The 15,183-nt window shown below is 66.6% G+C and carries 13 protein-coding genes; 6 read left to right on the forward strand and 7 right to left on the reverse strand.

Annotation, left to right across the window (positions count from 1 at the left end; all coding sequences use genetic code 11):
- Positions 1 to 12: 12 nt before the first annotated feature.
- From MFM001_RS04060 to MFM001_RS04075, 4 genes are all read left to right on the forward strand, one after another.
- Positions 13 to 2,322, forward strand: coding sequence for a nitric-oxide reductase large subunit (locus MFM001_RS04060; RefSeq protein WP_371685169.1), 2,310 nt, complete (start codon positions 13 to 15; stop codon positions 2,320 to 2,322).
- A 2-nt stretch (positions 2,323 to 2,324) separates the two neighbouring features.
- Entirely contained in the window at positions 2,325 to 2,954 is a 630-nt protein-coding gene (locus tag MFM001_RS04065; RefSeq protein WP_116373860.1) for a hypothetical protein, read from the forward strand.
- Between the two features lie 5 nt (positions 2,955 to 2,959).
- On the forward strand, positions 2,960 to 3,748 hold the full coding sequence (locus MFM001_RS04070; RefSeq protein WP_371685295.1) for a slipin family protein: 789 nt from the start codon (positions 2,960 to 2,962) through the stop codon (positions 3,746 to 3,748).
- An 81-nt stretch (positions 3,749 to 3,829) separates the two neighbouring features.
- Positions 3,830 to 4,813, forward strand: a complete 984-nt coding sequence (locus MFM001_RS04075; RefSeq protein ID WP_116373864.1) for an NAD(P)H nitroreductase — start codon at positions 3,830 to 3,832, stop codon at positions 4,811 to 4,813.
- A gap of 16 nt (positions 4,814 to 4,829) precedes the next feature.
- On the opposite strand, the gene MFM001_RS04080 is transcribed toward MFM001_RS04075, so the two are convergent.
- From MFM001_RS04080 to MFM001_RS04095, 4 genes are all read right to left on the reverse strand, one after another.
- On the reverse strand, positions 4,830 to 5,336 hold the full coding sequence (locus MFM001_RS04080) for a hemerythrin domain-containing protein (RefSeq protein ID WP_371685171.1): 507 nt from the start codon (positions 5,334 to 5,336) through the stop codon (positions 4,830 to 4,832).
- Positions 5,317 to 5,760 (reverse strand): OsmC family peroxiredoxin, encoded by a 444-nt coding sequence (locus MFM001_RS04085; protein ID WP_116374363.1) that lies wholly within the window; start codon positions 5,758 to 5,760, stop codon positions 5,317 to 5,319. The genes MFM001_RS04080 and MFM001_RS04085 overlap by 20 nt, the downstream gene beginning before the upstream one ends.
- Before the next feature lie 110 nt (positions 5,761 to 5,870).
- A complete protein-coding gene (locus MFM001_RS04090) occupies positions 5,871 to 7,280 on the reverse strand; it encodes a wax ester/triacylglycerol synthase family O-acyltransferase (protein WP_116373866.1) in 1,410 nt (469 codons plus the stop codon).
- A 97-nt stretch (positions 7,281 to 7,377) separates the two neighbouring features.
- On the reverse strand, positions 7,378 to 8,217 hold the full coding sequence (locus tag MFM001_RS04095; RefSeq protein ID WP_116373868.1) for a triacylglycerol lipase: 840 nt from the start codon (positions 8,215 to 8,217) through the stop codon (positions 7,378 to 7,380).
- A gap of 89 nt (positions 8,218 to 8,306) precedes the next feature.
- Between MFM001_RS04095 and MFM001_RS04100 the strand changes: the two genes are divergently transcribed.
- Positions 8,307 to 9,758, forward strand: a complete 1,452-nt coding sequence (locus MFM001_RS04100) for an MFS transporter (RefSeq protein ID WP_116373870.1) — start codon at positions 8,307 to 8,309, stop codon at positions 9,756 to 9,758.
- A gap of 229 nt (positions 9,759 to 9,987) precedes the next feature.
- Here the strand turns inward: MFM001_RS04100 and MFM001_RS04110 are convergent, their stop codons facing one another.
- Both MFM001_RS04110 and pruA read right to left on the reverse strand, forming a co-directional pair.
- A complete protein-coding gene (locus tag MFM001_RS04110; RefSeq protein WP_116373874.1) occupies positions 9,988 to 10,944 on the reverse strand; it encodes a proline dehydrogenase family protein in 957 nt (318 codons plus the stop codon).
- Positions 10,944 to 12,575: an L-glutamate gamma-semialdehyde dehydrogenase gene (pruA, locus tag MFM001_RS04115; RefSeq protein WP_116373876.1), complete on the reverse strand. Its 1,632-nt coding sequence runs from the start codon at positions 12,573 to 12,575 to the stop codon at positions 10,944 to 10,946. The genes MFM001_RS04110 and pruA overlap by 1 nt, the downstream gene beginning before the upstream one ends.
- An 82-nt stretch (positions 12,576 to 12,657) precedes the next feature.
- Here pruA and MFM001_RS04120 point away from each other — a divergent pair, with 82 nt between their 5' ends.
- Complete coding sequence (locus MFM001_RS04120) at positions 12,658 to 14,235, forward strand: CdaR family transcriptional regulator (RefSeq protein ID WP_116373878.1); 1,578 nt, start codon at positions 12,658 to 12,660, stop codon at positions 14,233 to 14,235.
- On the opposite strand, the gene MFM001_RS04125 is transcribed toward MFM001_RS04120, so the two are convergent.
- Positions 14,232 to 15,128, reverse strand: a complete 897-nt coding sequence (locus MFM001_RS04125; protein ID WP_116373880.1) for a DMT family transporter — start codon at positions 15,126 to 15,128, stop codon at positions 14,232 to 14,234. The two genes, MFM001_RS04120 and MFM001_RS04125, sit on opposite strands and share 4 nt — an antisense overlap.
- Between the last annotated feature and the right edge of the window lie 55 nt (positions 15,129 to 15,183).

The raw sequence follows: 15,183 nt of genomic DNA on the forward strand, positions 1-15,183 counted from the left end.
AGGGAAATCGGCATGGCAACCGAGACGACGTCGTCACCTCCCGACCGAGCACGGCCGATGGTCGGCAGAGGCTGGGTTCAGGGTGTTGCCCTGGTGATGATTTTCGGCTTCACCGTGATGGGCATCCTCGCCTACCGCACGTACGCCGCCTCGATGCCCATGCCGGACAAGGTGGTCAGCCAGTCCGGCGAGGTGCTGTTCACCGGCGCCCAGATCACCCGCGGGCAGGAGCTCTACCAGGCCCGCGGCTTGCAGCAATACGGCTCGGTACTGGGTCACGGCGCCTACCTCGGCCCGGACTACACCGCGGAATACCTGCGCATGGCGAGCGACGACGTCTCCGATCAGCTTCGGGCGCAAGGGATGCCCGACGTGCACGACCGCGTGGTCACCGAATTCCGGACCAACCGCTACAACCCGCACACCAAGACGTTGGTGTTCACCGACCAACAGGCCCGCGCGTTCGCCGACATCCAGCGCCACTACGCGGACTACTTCGGCGAAAACTCCACCAAATACGGCCTGCTGCCGAAGATGATCACCGACAAGGCCGAAATACACGACCTCACAGCATTTTTCGCGTGGACCGCGTGGGCTTCGGCAGCCGAGCGGCCCGGCCACAACTACAGCTACACCAACAACTGGCCGTCCGAGCAGCGGGTCGACAACGGTCCGACCGCTCAGCTGATCGTGTGGTCGGTGCTGTCGTTGATCGCACTGCTCGGCGGGACCGGGGTCATGTTCGCCGTCTACGGCCGGTGGAGCCAGAAGATCGGCTGGCACGGCGACGAGGGGGCCACATTGTCGTTCCGCCAGCCAGGCGAGGTCAGCCTGACCCGGGCGCAGCGGGGCGCCATCTGGATCTTCGCAGTGGTGTCGGTGTTGTTCTTGGCGCAGACGCTGATGGGCGGGGCCGTCGAGCACTACCGGGCCGACCTGTCGGCGTTCTACGGCATCGACCTGGCCCGGCTGCTGCCCTACAACCTGGCCCGGACCTGGCACGTGCAGCTGTCGTTGTTCTGGACGGCCGCAGCGTTTCTGGCGGGCGGAATCTTCTTGGTGCCGTTCATCACTCGTCGAGAACCGCGCCGCCAACATCTGCTGGTGTATCTGCTGCTGGGCGCGCTGGTCGCGGTGGTGGCCGGGTCGTTGATCTGCGAGGCGCTGTCCATCTACGGCGTGATCGGCGAGGGCGGCCTGTTCTCTCAGCAGTGGGAGTACCTGGACCTGCCGCGGCTGTGGCAGATATTGCTGGTGGTCGGGCTGTTCTTGTGGATCGTGATCATCTGGCGGGGCATGCGCACCAAGTTGCGCAGTGAGTCGAAGCTGAACCTGCCGTGGCTGTTTTTCTTTACGGGCTTGGCGATTCCGGCGTTCTACGCTGTCGGCCTGCTCGCCGGCAGCGACACTCACTTCTCGGTCGCCGACTTCTGGCGGTTCTGGGTGGTGCACCTGTGGGTGGAAGACTTCCTCGAGCTGTTCACGACGGTGATGGTGGCCTACATCTTCGTGCTGCTCGGGGTGGTGCGGCCGCGCATCGCGCTCGGGGTGATCTTCCTCGACATCATCTTGTACTCGGCGGGCGGCGTCATCGGCACCATGCACCACCTGTATTTCTCCGGAACCCCGGTGGAGCACATGGCACTTGGCGCGTTCTTCTCCGCTGCCGAAGTGATTCCGCTGACCTTCCTGACCGTCGAGGCGTGGGCGTTCCTGCAGTTGGGGTCGCGACAACAGAGCGGCGACAAGCCGTTCCCGCACCGCTGGGCGGTGATGTTCCTGGTCGCGGTCGGGTTCTGGAACTTCTTGGGCGCCGGGATCTTCGGTTTCCTGATCAACCTGCCGGTGGTGTCCTACTACCAGATCGGCACGGCGCTGACGGCCAACCACGCGCACGGCGCGATGATGGGCGTCTACGGGATGCTCGCCGTCGGGCTGGCCATGTTCGCCTTCCGCTACGCCATCCCGGCCGACAAGTGGCCGGAGCGCTGGGCGCGAGTGTCGTTCTGGTGCATGAACCTCGGACTGGCCTGGATGGTGTTCGCCACCTTGCTGCCGCTGGGCGTGTTGCAGCTGTACCACTCGGTCAACGACGGCTATTTCGAGGCGCGCTCGCTGGGGTACCTCACCAGGCCCGGCAATTCGCTTCTGGAATGGCTGCGGTTGCCCGGTGACCTCATCCTGATCGTCGGCGGCGTGCTGCCGTTCATCTGGATCGCGTGGACGGCAATCCGCAACATCCGCTCGGGGCCGACCAGCGACGAGTTGCCGGAAAACCCGCTCTTCACCGAAGTGCAGCCGGCGGCGCCGGAGAAGGCCTGACGGTGAGCGCTCCCGCGGCGTCGGTGTGGCTGGTTGCCGGCTATGCGCTGGTACTGGTCGTGATCGCGTGGGGCTTCGACGTGATGGCCCGACGGGTGTCGCAGCGTGCCGCGCGTTGGCGCACAGGTGATTTCGCCTATCACGCCGACCATGACGCGTGGGTGTGTCCGCAGGATCAGTGGCTGTGGCCGACGTCGTTCGATCCCAAGCACCGGGTGATGCGCTACCGTGCTTCGCCGGTGGTGTGCAACAGCTGCCCGGTCAAGTCCACCTGCACGACGTCGGATCACGGGCGGGAGATCAGCCGTGAGATCGATCCGTGGCCGCATTCCGAGGCCGGCCGGTTTCACCGCGGAATCGCCTGTTTTGTCGCGGCTCTCGGCGTAGTGATGCCGCTGGGAATGCTGATCGGTAGCCATTCGGTCGCCGACGTGCTTGTCTTGTGCGGGACGGCGGCAACCGTGGTGCTGCTGGGGCTGCCGTTGGCGCGTCACCTGTGGAACACGCCCTCCAACGCGCCTGCGCACATCGCGCACCGGTCCGGGTTGGAGGATCAGGCGGCCGCCGCGATCGACCGGTACTCGACGCAGTGGGGCGGCGGCTGGGCTGACCGAGAGGAGAAAGCGCAGTGATCTCAATGGTGGTCACCATCGTCGTGCTAGCGATCGCAGCGCTGGTGCTGCTGGCGTTCTTCTCGCTAGTGGTGCTCCGCGAGTACGAGCGCGGTGTGGTGTTCCGGATGGGCCATGTCCGGCCGCTGTACGCGCCCGGGCTGCGGTTGTTGATTCCATTGGTGGACAAGATGATTCGGGTGGATCAGCGGGTGGTAACGCTGACCATCCCGCCGCAGGAGGTGATCACCCGCGACAACGTCCCGGCCCGGGTCAACGCCGTCGTGATGTTCCAGGTGGTCGAGCCGTTGAAGGCCATCCTGGCGGTGGAGAACTACGCGGTGGCGACGTCGCAGATCGCCCAGACGACATTGCGCTCGCTGCTTGGGCGCGCCGACCTCGACACGCTGCTGGCTCATCGCGAAGACCTCAACAGCGACCTGCGCACGATCATCGAAAAGCAGACCGAGCCGTGGGGAGTCGAGGTCCGGGTCGTCGAGATCAAAGACGTCGAGATCCCGGAGTCGATGCAACGCGCGATGGCAAGGGAGGCCGAGGCCGAACGCGAGCGGCGCGCCAAGGTCATCAACGCCCGCGGTGAACTGCAGGCGTCCGAGGAACTGCGGCAAGCTGCCGAGACACTGTCGAAGAACCCGGCGTCGCTTCAACTGCGATATCTGCAGACGTTGTTGGAGCTGGGCGCCGACCAGAACTCGACGGTGGTCTTCCCGTTGCCGGTCGACATCATCACGCCGTTCTTGAGGCACCCGGAAGTGCTGGAAGACATCGCGACCTCACTGACCGAGCGTCGCTGAGAATTTTGAGGACCAAAGCCCCTATTTCCGGCTGCGGTGTGCAGAGAAGACTTGGTGACAGGTACTACTGCGGAGGTCGAGATGCCTGTCACGATGGTCGAACCTCAAGTCATCGAGAACGCCGTGCGGCTGGCGTGCCGCGCACCGTCATTGCACAACACCCAGCCCTGGCAATGGATTCTGAGTGACGACGGCACGCTACAGCTGTTCCTCGACCCGAGCCGGATCATGCTCTCCGACCGGTCCGGCCGGCAGGCGCTGATCGGTTGCGGCGCCGCGCTCGACCACCTCCGGGTGGCGATGGCCGCCGCCGGATGGCGTGCGCAGGTCAGCCGCTTCCCCAACCCCAACGATCCGAATCACCTGGCGACGATTGACTTTACGCCGATGGACTACGTCACCGAAGGTCATCGCCGCCGCGCGAACGCAATCCTGCTGCGTCGAACGGACCGGCTGCCGTTCATTGCGCCGACGAGTTGGGATTCGTTCGAACCCGTGCTGCGCAACGCCCTCGACGGCGACGCAGTGCTTCTCCACGTGATGCCCGACGAACTTCGCGAGTGCCTGGGGAATGCATCCCACCTCGCCGAATCGCTCCGGCTTTACGATTCGCAGTATCACGCCGAACTGGGCTGGTGGACAGCACCATTCGAAGCGTCAGAGGGAATCCCCTACAGCTCGTTGGTGTCGGCGGCCGAGAATGAGCGCGTCGACGTGGCGAGGGCGTTCCCGGTCACGCACCAAACCGAAAGGCGCACACAAGTCCCCGAAGACAACGCGACGATTCTGCTGCTGTCCACAGATACTGACGACCGCACTGATGCGTTGGCATCCGGTGAAGCGCTGTCTGCCGTATTGCTGGAATGCACAATGGCCGGCTTCGCCACCTGCCCGGTAACGCACATCACCGAGGTCCGGGTCACCCGTGACATGGTCAAGTCGTGCATGGAACACGACACCGTGCCGCAAATCCTGGTCCGGGTAGGCATTGCGCCCTCGATCGAAGACGTGCCGCCGCCCACGCCGCGGCGAGCGCTTGCCGATGTGTTCCACGTCCGGCAATGACTAGCGCCGGCACCGATTAGTTCGCAACCGCCTGCTGGCAAACCCAGCCGTGCGGCATCTGGCCGGTCTGAATGAACTGCGCGAGTTCGGCACTCGTCGCCTCCGGCAGGCCGGTGTCAGCGTGCGGGTAGATGATCGGCTCTTCTTTCGAATTGTGTTGGTCGAGGCGACCCATCAGTTCGCGGCTGACCGTCCGTAGCTGTTTGCTGTCGTTTCCGTCGGCCAGTAGACCGGTCAAGGCGTCCATGGTCCGCCACAGCTCGCCATGCTCGCGCATCATCACGAAGATCGGCATCACCATGCCGGCTTCGCGGATCGGCGGGAAGAGGAACACCTCCTCGAGATATATGTGGCGGCGCAGCGCTGCCAACGCGTCGATCAGCGGTTGGCGTTGCACATCGCCATCATCAAGCGACGCGATGAAAGCCGCGATCCCACCGTCTATGTCGCGGTGCTCCCGCTCTAAGGCAGCCGATAGGTCGCCCACGGACACGGTGACCTCCCTACTGGCCGAGTTCGGCATCGACGCTGATCTGAGCACCGGCGAACAATCGCGATACCGGACATAGGGCGGCTGCATCGTCCACCACCGCCCGGAACTTCTCCGCATCCAGCCCGTCGACGAGCGCCCGTACACGCAGCCGCGACGTGGTGATCGTCGGGACGCCTCCGGCCTCGTCCAACGTCACGGTGCACTGGACGTCCAGCCGCTGTGGGGGCGTCTTGTTTTCACCCAGCTTCAACGCCAGCGCCATCGCGAAGCACGACGAATGTGCCGCCGCAGCAAGCTCTTCCGGACTTGTCTTGCCGCCAGGCTGCTCAGTCCGGGCGGCCCACGTCACTTCCAAGCCGTCGAGCGCTCCGCTACTGCCGGCCGACAGCTTCCCGCCACCCGATGCAAGGGAGCCGTCCCAGGTCGTCTGTGTCGTTCGCTCCGCAATGGGCATGGTCATCTGCTCCTTAAGACTCTTCGTGGTACCGGAAGGGCGCTCAATCAAGACCCGGTGTCTTATTTCTACAATAAGGCTTAGATAAATTCCACCCGTAACGAGATCCGTCAGGCGTTGATCACCAACGACAGCCCGCGGCGGCCGTAAGCGGTCTTGCGGCGTTTACTGCCGGCGACCAAACGGGCCACCGCTGCCTCGATGCCGCGGGCGATCTCGTCGACCTCGGGTACCGCGTCGAAATCGGCGAGGATGCCGAAGAACAGGTCGTCGGCATAGCTGAGCATCGCGACACCGGTGCGCAGCTGCATCGCAATGGGCGGCACGGGCATCACAGCAATCACTTTGCGGCCCATGATATGTAGCGGTTCGCAAGGACCCGGCACGTTGGTTGCCAATGTAGTGACCCCGTGTTGCGGAAGCTGGGTCAACCAGCGAATCAACCAGGCCGTCAACGGGAACGGAACGGCGTTCGCGACCGACACCGCGGTACTTCCGGCTTGACGCTGGCCGCTCGACTTCGTACGGCTCAATCGCGAATGAACCACCCGCAGCCGCTGCACCGGATTGTCGATTTCGACAGGCAGATAGGGAAGCATCACCGAGACGCGATTGCCGGCCGCGGCCAAGGCGTCAGCCGCCCGCACCGACACCGGCACCAATGCGCGCAACGAATCCGCCGACGGCCGCTCGCCGCGCCGGATGAGCAGTGTGCGATAGCTTTCGGTCAGCGCCGCCAGCGCGACGTCGTTGATCGTGACGTCGAATGCCCGGCACACCTGCCGGATGTCGTCGAGTGAAACGCGTGCCGCGCTGTAGCGACGCAGATCGCTCACCGGGCCGTTCAACGACGACGAGGCGGGCCGCAACAAGCCGATAGCGAGTTCAGCGGCGCCGCGTGCCGCGCGGGCGGCGGCCGTGGTCATCGAGGCCGACGTCGTCCACAGTCCACTCATCCAGCTCAATGGGTCGGTGATGGCGCCGGGCAGCCGAAATGGCGGCGCCGCAGGCTCTTTGGCGGCCCGGATCTGGCCCGCGAAGCTGTTAGCGACACCGCGGTCCGAGAGTCCGGCGAGCATGTGGGCCGTGGCGATGCCGTCGGCGATGGCATGGTGGATTTTCATCAGCATCGCCCAGCGGTCCTCGGCCAACCCCTCGATCACCCAGATTTCCCACAGCGGACGGCTGCGGTCCAGTCGTCGCGACATCACGTCGGCGACCAACCGGAACAGCTCTTGGTTGTCGCCGGGCCGGGGCACCGCGATACGGCGCACATGATGGGCGAGGTCGAAGTCGGGGTCGTCGACCCATTCGGGTGCACCGAGGTCGAATACGCGTAGCCGCAGCCGCTGCTTGAAGCGGGGACAGGTCCTGATGCGCTGCGACAGTGTCTTGGTCAGCGACTCGCGGTCCGGAACCGGACCTTCCAGGAGGGCAAGGCCACCGATCGCCAGGCTCACCCGCGGATCGGAGTCTTCGGCCTTGAGGAAACCCGCGTCGAGTGTTGTCAAGTGCTCCACGGCTCGACCTCCCGCGATAACGGTTACTTCTAGTACCACTATCTCGTTCGGGCGCCCAAAACAGCAGGGCCATAAGTCCTCAAAGCCGACAGCGCTGTTACGCCGGATCCCGGCGGTTCCGCGAACCGTCCGGCGCGGACCACTCGGCCGGCCAGTCGGGCCGGGGAAACAGCGGCCGCAGTGTCGTCGGCGGCCGGAACGGCGCCCACTCGCCGACGGGCTGCGCCAGCCGGTCCGCGACGGCCCACAGCACCGCTGGATTGTGGCCGTAGCCGAAGTGGCTGCCGATCACCGCGATGTTTTCGGCCTGCGGCGAGCGCAGGTCCAGACACGCCTGCCACGCGACCACGCCGTCGTACCGGGAGTAGATCGACGTCGCCGGCACCGGGAGGGGCTCGGTTTCCAACTGCAACGGCACCTCGGCCCGCTCGACGTGCAGGTGTGAGAAGCGGTTGAAGGCCGCGGTGGCGCGAGTCTGGTTTCGGTCGGCGAGCCGAAACGGGGTGCCGAGGGTGATCACCTGACGCACCGACGACGGGCGGCGCCGGGCCATGCCGCGCGCATAGATGCCGCCGAGGCTCCAGCCGATCACGCTGACGGGAGTGCCGTAGCGGGTGTGCAGGTCGTTCAGGCGCTCGCCCATGCCCGCGACGGCTTGGGCGGTCGGACCGATGTTGCGGCCCAGCCGCCAGCCGTGCACCCGGTACCCCAGCCCCCGCAGAATGCGGCGCAACGCCAGCGTCGACCCGTCGCCGGCCAACAGGCCGGGCAGCACCAGCACCGGATGGCCGTCGCCGACCGGCAGCGCGCGCCGCAGCGGCAGCGACCCGAGCAGCAGCCCGAACTCGACCGCCGCACGAGCCGGATCGGTCAGGGACAGCGACAACGGCGGGGCACCCGGCCGCTGCTCGGCAGGTTCGAACATGGGCTTCGACATAACGTCAGAGTGCCACTAAGCATCGTGCCAAGCGGATAGAACACGATGGTTGCGGGTATGTGCCGGAAACACTGACGGAGAGGGCTGCAATGAGCGAAGGCGTACAGACCGGCACGATCACCACACAGGTGCCGGCCCGGCTGGACCGGCTGCCCTGGTCGCGGTTCCACTGGCGGGTGGTCGTCGGATTGGGCGGCGTCTGGATCCTGGACGGTCTCGAAGTCACCATGGTGGGCAACGTCGCGGCCCGACTCACCGAGCCCGGCAGCGGCATCAAGATCAGCATCGCCCAGATCGGCGTCGCCGCAGCCTTTTACATTGCCGGTGCATGCAGTGGTGCGCTGTTCTTCGGTCAGCTGACCGACCGCTTCGGCCGTAAGAAGCTGTTCGTCACCACGCTGGTGATCTACCTGGCGGCCACCGCGGCGACGGCCTTCTCATTCGCGCCCTGGTACTTCTTCGCCGCGCGGTTCTTCGCGGGTGCGGGTATCGGCGGCGAATACGCGGCAATCAACTCCGCGATCGACGAGCTGATCCCCGCGCGGGTCCGCGGCCGCGTCGATTTGGCGATCAACGGCTCGTTTTGGCTCGGATCGGCGCTGGGCGCGGCCGCCGCGTTGCTTTTCTTGAACACGTCCATTTTTCCGATCGGCATAGGGTGGCGAATCTCATTCGGCATCGGCGCCATCTTCGGGTTGGCGGTTCTCGTGGTGCGCCGCAGTGTTCCCGAAAGCCCGCGCTGGCTCTTCATTCACGGCCATGAAGAGGAGGCCGAGGAGATCGTCCGCAGCATCGAAGACGAGATCGAGCAGGAGACGCAGGAACCGCTGCCGGAGCCGGAGGGGTCGCTGACCGTCCGCCAGCGCAAGACGATCTCTATTGCCGAGATCGCGAAGGTGGCCTTCACCCTCTATCCCGGCCGCGCGGTCCTGGGTCTTGCGCTGTTCATCGGCCAGGCGTTCATGTACAACGGGGTCACCTTCAACCTCGGCACGTTGTTGAGCGGGTTCTACTCGGTGGCCTCCGGCATGGTCCCGGTGTTCTTCATCCTGTGGGCGCTGTCCAACTTCGCCGGGCCGGTGCTCCTCGGGCCGCTGTTCGACACGGTCGGGCGAAAGCCGATGATCTCGCTGACGTACCTCGGCTCCGCCGCGGTCGCGGTGGTGCTGGCCGGCATCTTCGTGAGCCAATTCGGCGGCGTGTGGACGTTTCTCGCCGTGCTCATGGTGTGCTTCTTTTTGGCCGGTTCGGGTGCCAGTGCGGCATATCTGACGGTCAGCGAGATCTTCCCGATGGAGACCCGGGCGTTGGCCATCGCATTCTTCTATGCAGTCGGCACCGCGATCGGCGGCATCACCGGTCCGCTGCTGTTCGGCGACCTGATCGAATCCGGCGACCGGCATCAGGCCGCGCTGTCATTTCTGATCGGCGCGGCGGTGATGGCAATCGGAGGCGTGGTCGAGCTGATCTTGGGCGTCAAGGCCGAGGGCCAGAAGCTGGAAGACCTTGCGATGCCGCTGACCACCGCCGATGCCGCATGACGCCGTGGGCGTGCCGGCTGGCCGGCCATCGACCGCGGTTCCGCGCCGAAGGAGCAACGATGCACTGGGAATGCGAGCGCGGATGCGGTCAGGCCAGCGGCAGCAAGACATACCCCACCGCCGAGGAGGCGCGCCGGTATGCCGCGGCGTTCGACCGCACCGGCGAACTGGGCAAGCGGGCGCCGCTAGTTGGGTTGCTGCCACTTCGGTTGTGGCGCAAGGCGCGTGGTCAGCGAGACGTCAGCGCGCGCAGGAAGAACGCCAGGTTGGCCGGTCGCTCCGCGAGCCGTCGCACCAGGTAGCCATACCACTGCGCCCCGAACGGCACGTACACCCGCAGGTGGCTTCCCTGGTCCACCAGCCGCCGCTGTTCGCCGTCGCGAATACCGTACAGCATCTGGTATTCGAAATCGCCTATGTCACGCCCAGTTTCGTGTGCCAGCGCAGGCACCACGTCGACGATGGCGGGGTCATGGGTGGCCACCATCGGGTAGCCGGAGCCGGCCATCAGGACGCGAAGGCACCGTAGGTAGGAGTCGGTGACGGCGGCGTGTTCGCGATAGGCCACCGACGCCGGCTCGTCGTAGGCGCCCTTGCACAACCGCACCCGGGCGGACGCGAAGTCGCGGCAGTCACCGAGCGTGCGCCTTAGGTATGCCTGCAAAACGAGGCCCAGCCACGGGAATTCGGCCCGCAGGTCGGAAACGATCGACAACGTCGAATCGGTTGTGGTGTGGTCTTCGGCGTCCACGGTCACCCATGCCCCGACCCGCTGGGCTCGCGCGCAGATGGTATGGGCATTCTCGCGCGCAATCTTTTCGCCGTCGCGCTCCAGCGCTTGGCCCAGCGCCGAAAGCTTGAGCGACACTTCCAGCGGACGGACACCGTTGTGCACAACGTCGGGCCGCGTGGCCAGCGCATCCAGCAGGTCGAGGTAAGCCTGCATGCTCGCGGTGGCGGCGTCAGTGTCGGCGACGTCCTCCCCCAAGTGGTCGACGCTGACAAAGCATCCCGAATCTCGCAGCGCAGCAACGGTATCCAGCACCTGCGCCAAGGTCTCCCCCGGCACGAATCGGCGCACTACCTTGCGGGTGACCGGTAACCGCTCGGCGGTGCGGCGCAACCGGTCCGAGCGGCTGGCTGCCAGAATTGCCGGCCGTACGGCCAGCGCAAACACAGCGGCCATCAGTCGCCCGCCATGTGCGGATACGCGTGCTCCGTAGCCGGCACGAACGTCTCCTTGATCGTGCGCGCCGACGTCCAGCGCAGCAGGTTCAGCGCGGAGCCCGCCTTGTCGTTGGTGCCCGACCCGCGGGAGCCGCCGAACGGCTGGCGTCCCACCACCGCCCCGGTCGGCTTGTCGTTGACGTAGAAGTTGCCGGCTGCAAACCGCAGCCGGTCCTGCGCGGCCAGCACCGCGTCGCGATCGTCGGCAATCACCGCACCGGTCAACGCGTAACGGGATCCGGAGTCGACCACGTCGAGGATCCGCTCGTAGGAGTCGTCGGGGTAGACGTGCACCGACAACACTGGACCGAAGTACTCGGTGGCAAACGCTTCGTCGGTCGGGTCGTCGGACAGCAGCACCGTCGGGCGCACGAAATAGCCTTCGCTGTCGTCGTATTCGCCGCCGACCGCAATCGTGACACCGGCCGCGCCTTTCGCCCGTTCGATGGCGTTGACGTTCTTGGTGAACGCCCGGCGGTCGATCAGCGCCCCACCGAAATTCGTGAAGTCGGTGATATCGCCGTAGCGTAATTCGGCTGTGGCAGCCAGGAAGTCGTCGCCGATCTTGTGCCATACCGAATGCGGAATGAACGCCCGCGACGCCGCCGAGCATTTCTGGCCCTGGTAGTCGAACGCGCCGCGGATCAGCGCGGTGCGCAGCACGTCGGGCTGCGCCGACGCATGCGCCACCACGAAGTCCTTGCCGCCGGTCTCTCCGACCAGCCGCGGATAGCTGGCGTAGCGGTCGATGTTCGCGCCGACCTCTCGCCACAGCCGCTGGAAGGTGGCCGTCGACCCGGTGAAGTGGATACCGGCCAGCCGCGAATCGGCCAGCGCCACATCGGAAACCGCGTAGCCGTCGCCGGTGACCAGGTTGATCACCCCGGGTGGCAGCCCGGCGGCCTCGAGCAGCTGCATGGTCAGATAAGCCGCCAGGGTCTGGGTGATCGACGGCTTCCACACCACGGTGTTGCCCATCAGCGCGGGGGCGGTGGGCAGGTTCCCGGCGATCGAGGAGAAGTTGAACGGCGTGATCGCGTAGACGAATCCGTCGAGCGGGCGGTAGTCGGTGCGGTTCCACTCGCCGGGCCCGCTGATCGGCTGCTGGGCGAGGATCCCGCGGGCGAATGCGACGTTGAACCGCCAGAAGTCGATCAGCTCGCAGGGTGCGTCGATCTCGGCCTGGTAGGCGGTCTTGGATTGGCCGAGCATGGTTGCGGCCGCGATCTTTTCCCGCCACGGCCCGGCCAACAGGTCTGCGGCCCGCAAGAAGATGGCCGCACGTTCGTCGAAAGGCATTGCGGCCCAATCCAGCCGCGCCGCCATCGCAGCCTCGACTGCCGCGGTGGCGTCGGCGTGCGTCGCATTGGTCAGTGTGCCCAACGTGGCGGCGTGCCGGTGCGGCTGCACGACGTCGATCCGCTCGCCGCTGCCCATCCGATGTTCGCCGCCGATGACGTGCGGCAGGTCGATCGGTTGACCGGCAAGGGATCTCAGCGCGTCGCGCAGTCGAGTGCGTTCCGGCGAACGCGGCGCGAAGTCGTGGACGGGTTCGTTGGCGGGCGGGGGAACATCGGTGATCGCGTCCATGCCCTCAGGATCCTCGCCACCGAGCGCATCGCCTTTGGTCGATCGGACAACCCAGCAGCCTCTCAGCAGTAGAATCGGACAAATGCGGGCGACGGGCGTCGGGCTGGGCCAGCTGCTGCTGGCGCTGGACGCGACGCTGGTCAGCCTGCTCGACGCCCCGCGTGGCCTGGATCTGCCGGTGGCCTCGGCGGCGCTGATCGACTCCGACGATGTGCGGCTCGGGGTGGCGCCGGGCGCGGACTCGGCCGACGTGTTCTTCCTGCTCGGCGTCAGCGACGACGAGGCGCAGCGGTGGATCGGCACGCAGCCGAGCGCGCCGGTGGCCATCTTCGCCAAAAAGCCGTCCGACGCGTTGGTGGCCCGCGCCGCCAAGGCCGGGTCAGCGGTAGTGGCCGTCGACCCGCGGGCCCGCTGGGAACGGTTGTACCGCTTGGTCAACCACGTCTTCGAACACCACCGGGCCGACCCTCGCTACGACTCCGGCACCGACCTGTTCGGCCTGGCCCAGTCGGTGGCCGACCGCATCCACGGCATGGTCAGCATCGAGGACGAGCAGTCGCACGTGCTGGCCTACTCGGCGTCCAACGACGAGGCCGACGAGCTGCGGCGGCTCTCGATCCTCGGTCGCGCCGGCCCGCCCGAGCATCTGGAGTGGATCAGCCGCTGGGGCATCTTCGACGCGCTGCGGGCCGGCGACGAGGTGGTGCACGTCAAAGAGCGCCCGGAGTTGGGCCTGCGGTCGCGGCTGGCGATCGGCATCCATCAGCCGCCGGTCGACGCGCGGCGTGCTCCGGCGTTCGTCGGGACCATCTGGGTGCAGTGCGGCTCGCGGCCGCTGGCCGACGACGCCGAGGACGTGTTGCGTGGTGCCGCGGTGCTGGCCGCGCGGATCATGTCGCGGCTGGCGGCCCGGCCCTCCACACACGCGCTGCGAGTCCAGCAGCTGCTGGGTCTGGCCGACAGGGAACGCCTCGACGTCGGCGACATCGCCCACGACCTGAGCATTGCCGCCGACGGTAACGCCGCGCTGGTCGGCGTCGACTCCGCCGATCAACACACCCGACTGCCCGACCTGATTGCATTGAGCGCCAGCGCTTTTCGCGCTGACGCCCAGGTCACGTCGAGCGGCTCGCGGACATATGTGCTGCTTCCCCACACCGCCAAGCCCGCGTCGGTGGCATCCTGGGTTCGCGGCACGATCGGCTCCCTGCACACCGAGCTGGGGCTGCGCTTGCGTGCCGTCATCGCAGCGCCCGTCAACGGACTGGCCGGGGTTGCCGCGGCCCGCGCCGAGGTCGACCGCGTACTGGACAGCGCTGCGCGCCACCCGGATTCGATCGGTCAGGTCAGCTCGCTGGCCGAGGCGCGCACCACCGTACTGCTCGACGAGATCGTCACGATGGTCGGCGCCGACGAGCGGCTCGTCGACCCGCGGATTCGCGAGCTGCGTACCCGCGACCCGGCGCTGGCCGAGACGCTGCGGACTTACCTGGACAGTTTCGGTGACGCCGGCGCGGCGGCCCAGCGGCTGCACGTGCATCCCAACACGGTGCGCTACCGGGTCCGCCGCATCGAACAGCTGCTGTCGACGTCGCTGGCCGATCCTGATGTGCGGCTGGTGCTTTCGCTGAGCTTGCGGGCTACCGAGCGCCAAAGCTAAATCGCGTCGACCTTCGCGTCGTGCCCGGCACCGGCCGTCATGGTGGCGGCCTCGCCGCGTGCCAGGCCGACGGTGGCCACGATGACCATCACAACTGCCGCCACCAGCAACAGCCACTCCGGGCCGTCGGCCTCCAGCGTCTCCTTGAGCACGATGATCCCCAGCGCCGTGGCCACCACCGGCTTCGCCACGGTGATCGTCGGAAGCGAAGCGGTCAGCGCGCCGGCGCGAAACGCCGACTGCTGAAAGATCATCCCGACAACCGCGGCAAGTATCCAGGCATACAACTCCGGGGTGCGCAGCAAGGCGCCGGCCCCGTGTTCGAGCACATCGACAATCCCCTTGGTCAGCACGGCGAACAGCGCCAACGCCGAACCCGACACCGCCGCCAGCAGCACTGCCGCGGCCGGACGATCCGACCAGATCCGCGCGCCCAGCACGCACAACGCCAACGCCGGGCCCATCACCAGGGCCACGACAATCCACGTTGCCAGCGAGCCGCGCGATTGGCCCGCCGTCGGATCACCGACGGTGACGAGCAGAGCCAAGGCCCCCGCCAGAAATATCGCCCACATCCACTCGCGCCGGGTTATTCGATGACGGGCCACCCGCGCATAAATGGGCAAGGCGAAAAGCAACACGGTCACCTGCAGCGCGGTGACCAGCATGACCGAGCCTTTGTCGAGGGCGGCGGCAAGCAGGCAGTAACTGGCGACGTCCCCGATACCGCCGAGCCACCACCGGCCGTCGCGCACCAACATCCCGAACAGCGCCAGGTGGCCGACCGGTTGATCGGTGATCTGCTGCGCGATCCGCTGACGGACCACACTGCCGATCGCGGCGGCCAGCGCGGCGCAGAGCGCAAGAAACCCCGCGATATCCGTATTCGACATCTGACCTCCTGTTGGTCTGTCGCCGAGATTGACGTTGGCGCGAGGTCCACTCGAA

This window comes from Mycobacterium sp. MFM001, assembly GCF_003402475.1.
Lineage (GTDB): Bacteria > Actinomycetota > Actinomycetes > Mycobacteriales > Mycobacteriaceae > Mycobacterium.

Excerpts from the sequence above, each read along its gene's own strand:
- MFM001_RS04125 (WP_116373880.1), bottom strand. The coding sequence starts at position 15,128 with ATGTCGAATACGGATATCGCGGGGTTTCTTGCGCTCTGCGCCGCGCTG.
- MFM001_RS04120 (WP_116373878.1), top strand. The coding sequence starts at position 12,658 with ATGCGGGCGACGGGCGTCGGGCTGGGCCAGCTGCTGCTGGCGCTGGAC.
- MFM001_RS04060 (WP_371685169.1), top strand. The coding sequence starts at position 13 with ATGGCAACCGAGACGACGTCGTCACCTCCCGACCGAGCACGGCCGATG.
- MFM001_RS04075 (WP_116373864.1), top strand. The coding sequence starts at position 3,830 with ATGCCTGTCACGATGGTCGAACCTCAAGTCATCGAGAACGCCGTGCGG.
- MFM001_RS04100 (WP_116373870.1), top strand. The coding sequence starts at position 8,307 with ATGAGCGAAGGCGTACAGACCGGCACGATCACCACACAGGTGCCGGCC.
- MFM001_RS04095 (WP_116373868.1), bottom strand. The coding sequence starts at position 8,217 with ATGTCGAAGCCCATGTTCGAACCTGCCGAGCAGCGGCCGGGTGCCCCG.
- MFM001_RS04080 (WP_371685171.1), bottom strand. The coding sequence starts at position 5,336 with ATGCCGAACTCGGCCAGTAGGGAGGTCACCGTGTCCGTGGGCGACCTA.
- MFM001_RS04110 (WP_116373874.1), bottom strand. The coding sequence starts at position 10,944 with ATGGCCGCTGTGTTTGCGCTGGCCGTACGGCCGGCAATTCTGGCAGCC.
- pruA (WP_116373876.1), bottom strand. The coding sequence starts at position 12,575 with ATGGACGCGATCACCGATGTTCCCCCGCCCGCCAACGAACCCGTCCAC.
- MFM001_RS04085 (WP_116374363.1), bottom strand. The coding sequence starts at position 5,760 with ATGCCCATTGCGGAGCGAACGACACAGACGACCTGGGACGGCTCCCTT.
- MFM001_RS04070 (WP_371685295.1), top strand. The coding sequence starts at position 2,960 with ATGGTGGTCACCATCGTCGTGCTAGCGATCGCAGCGCTGGTGCTGCTG.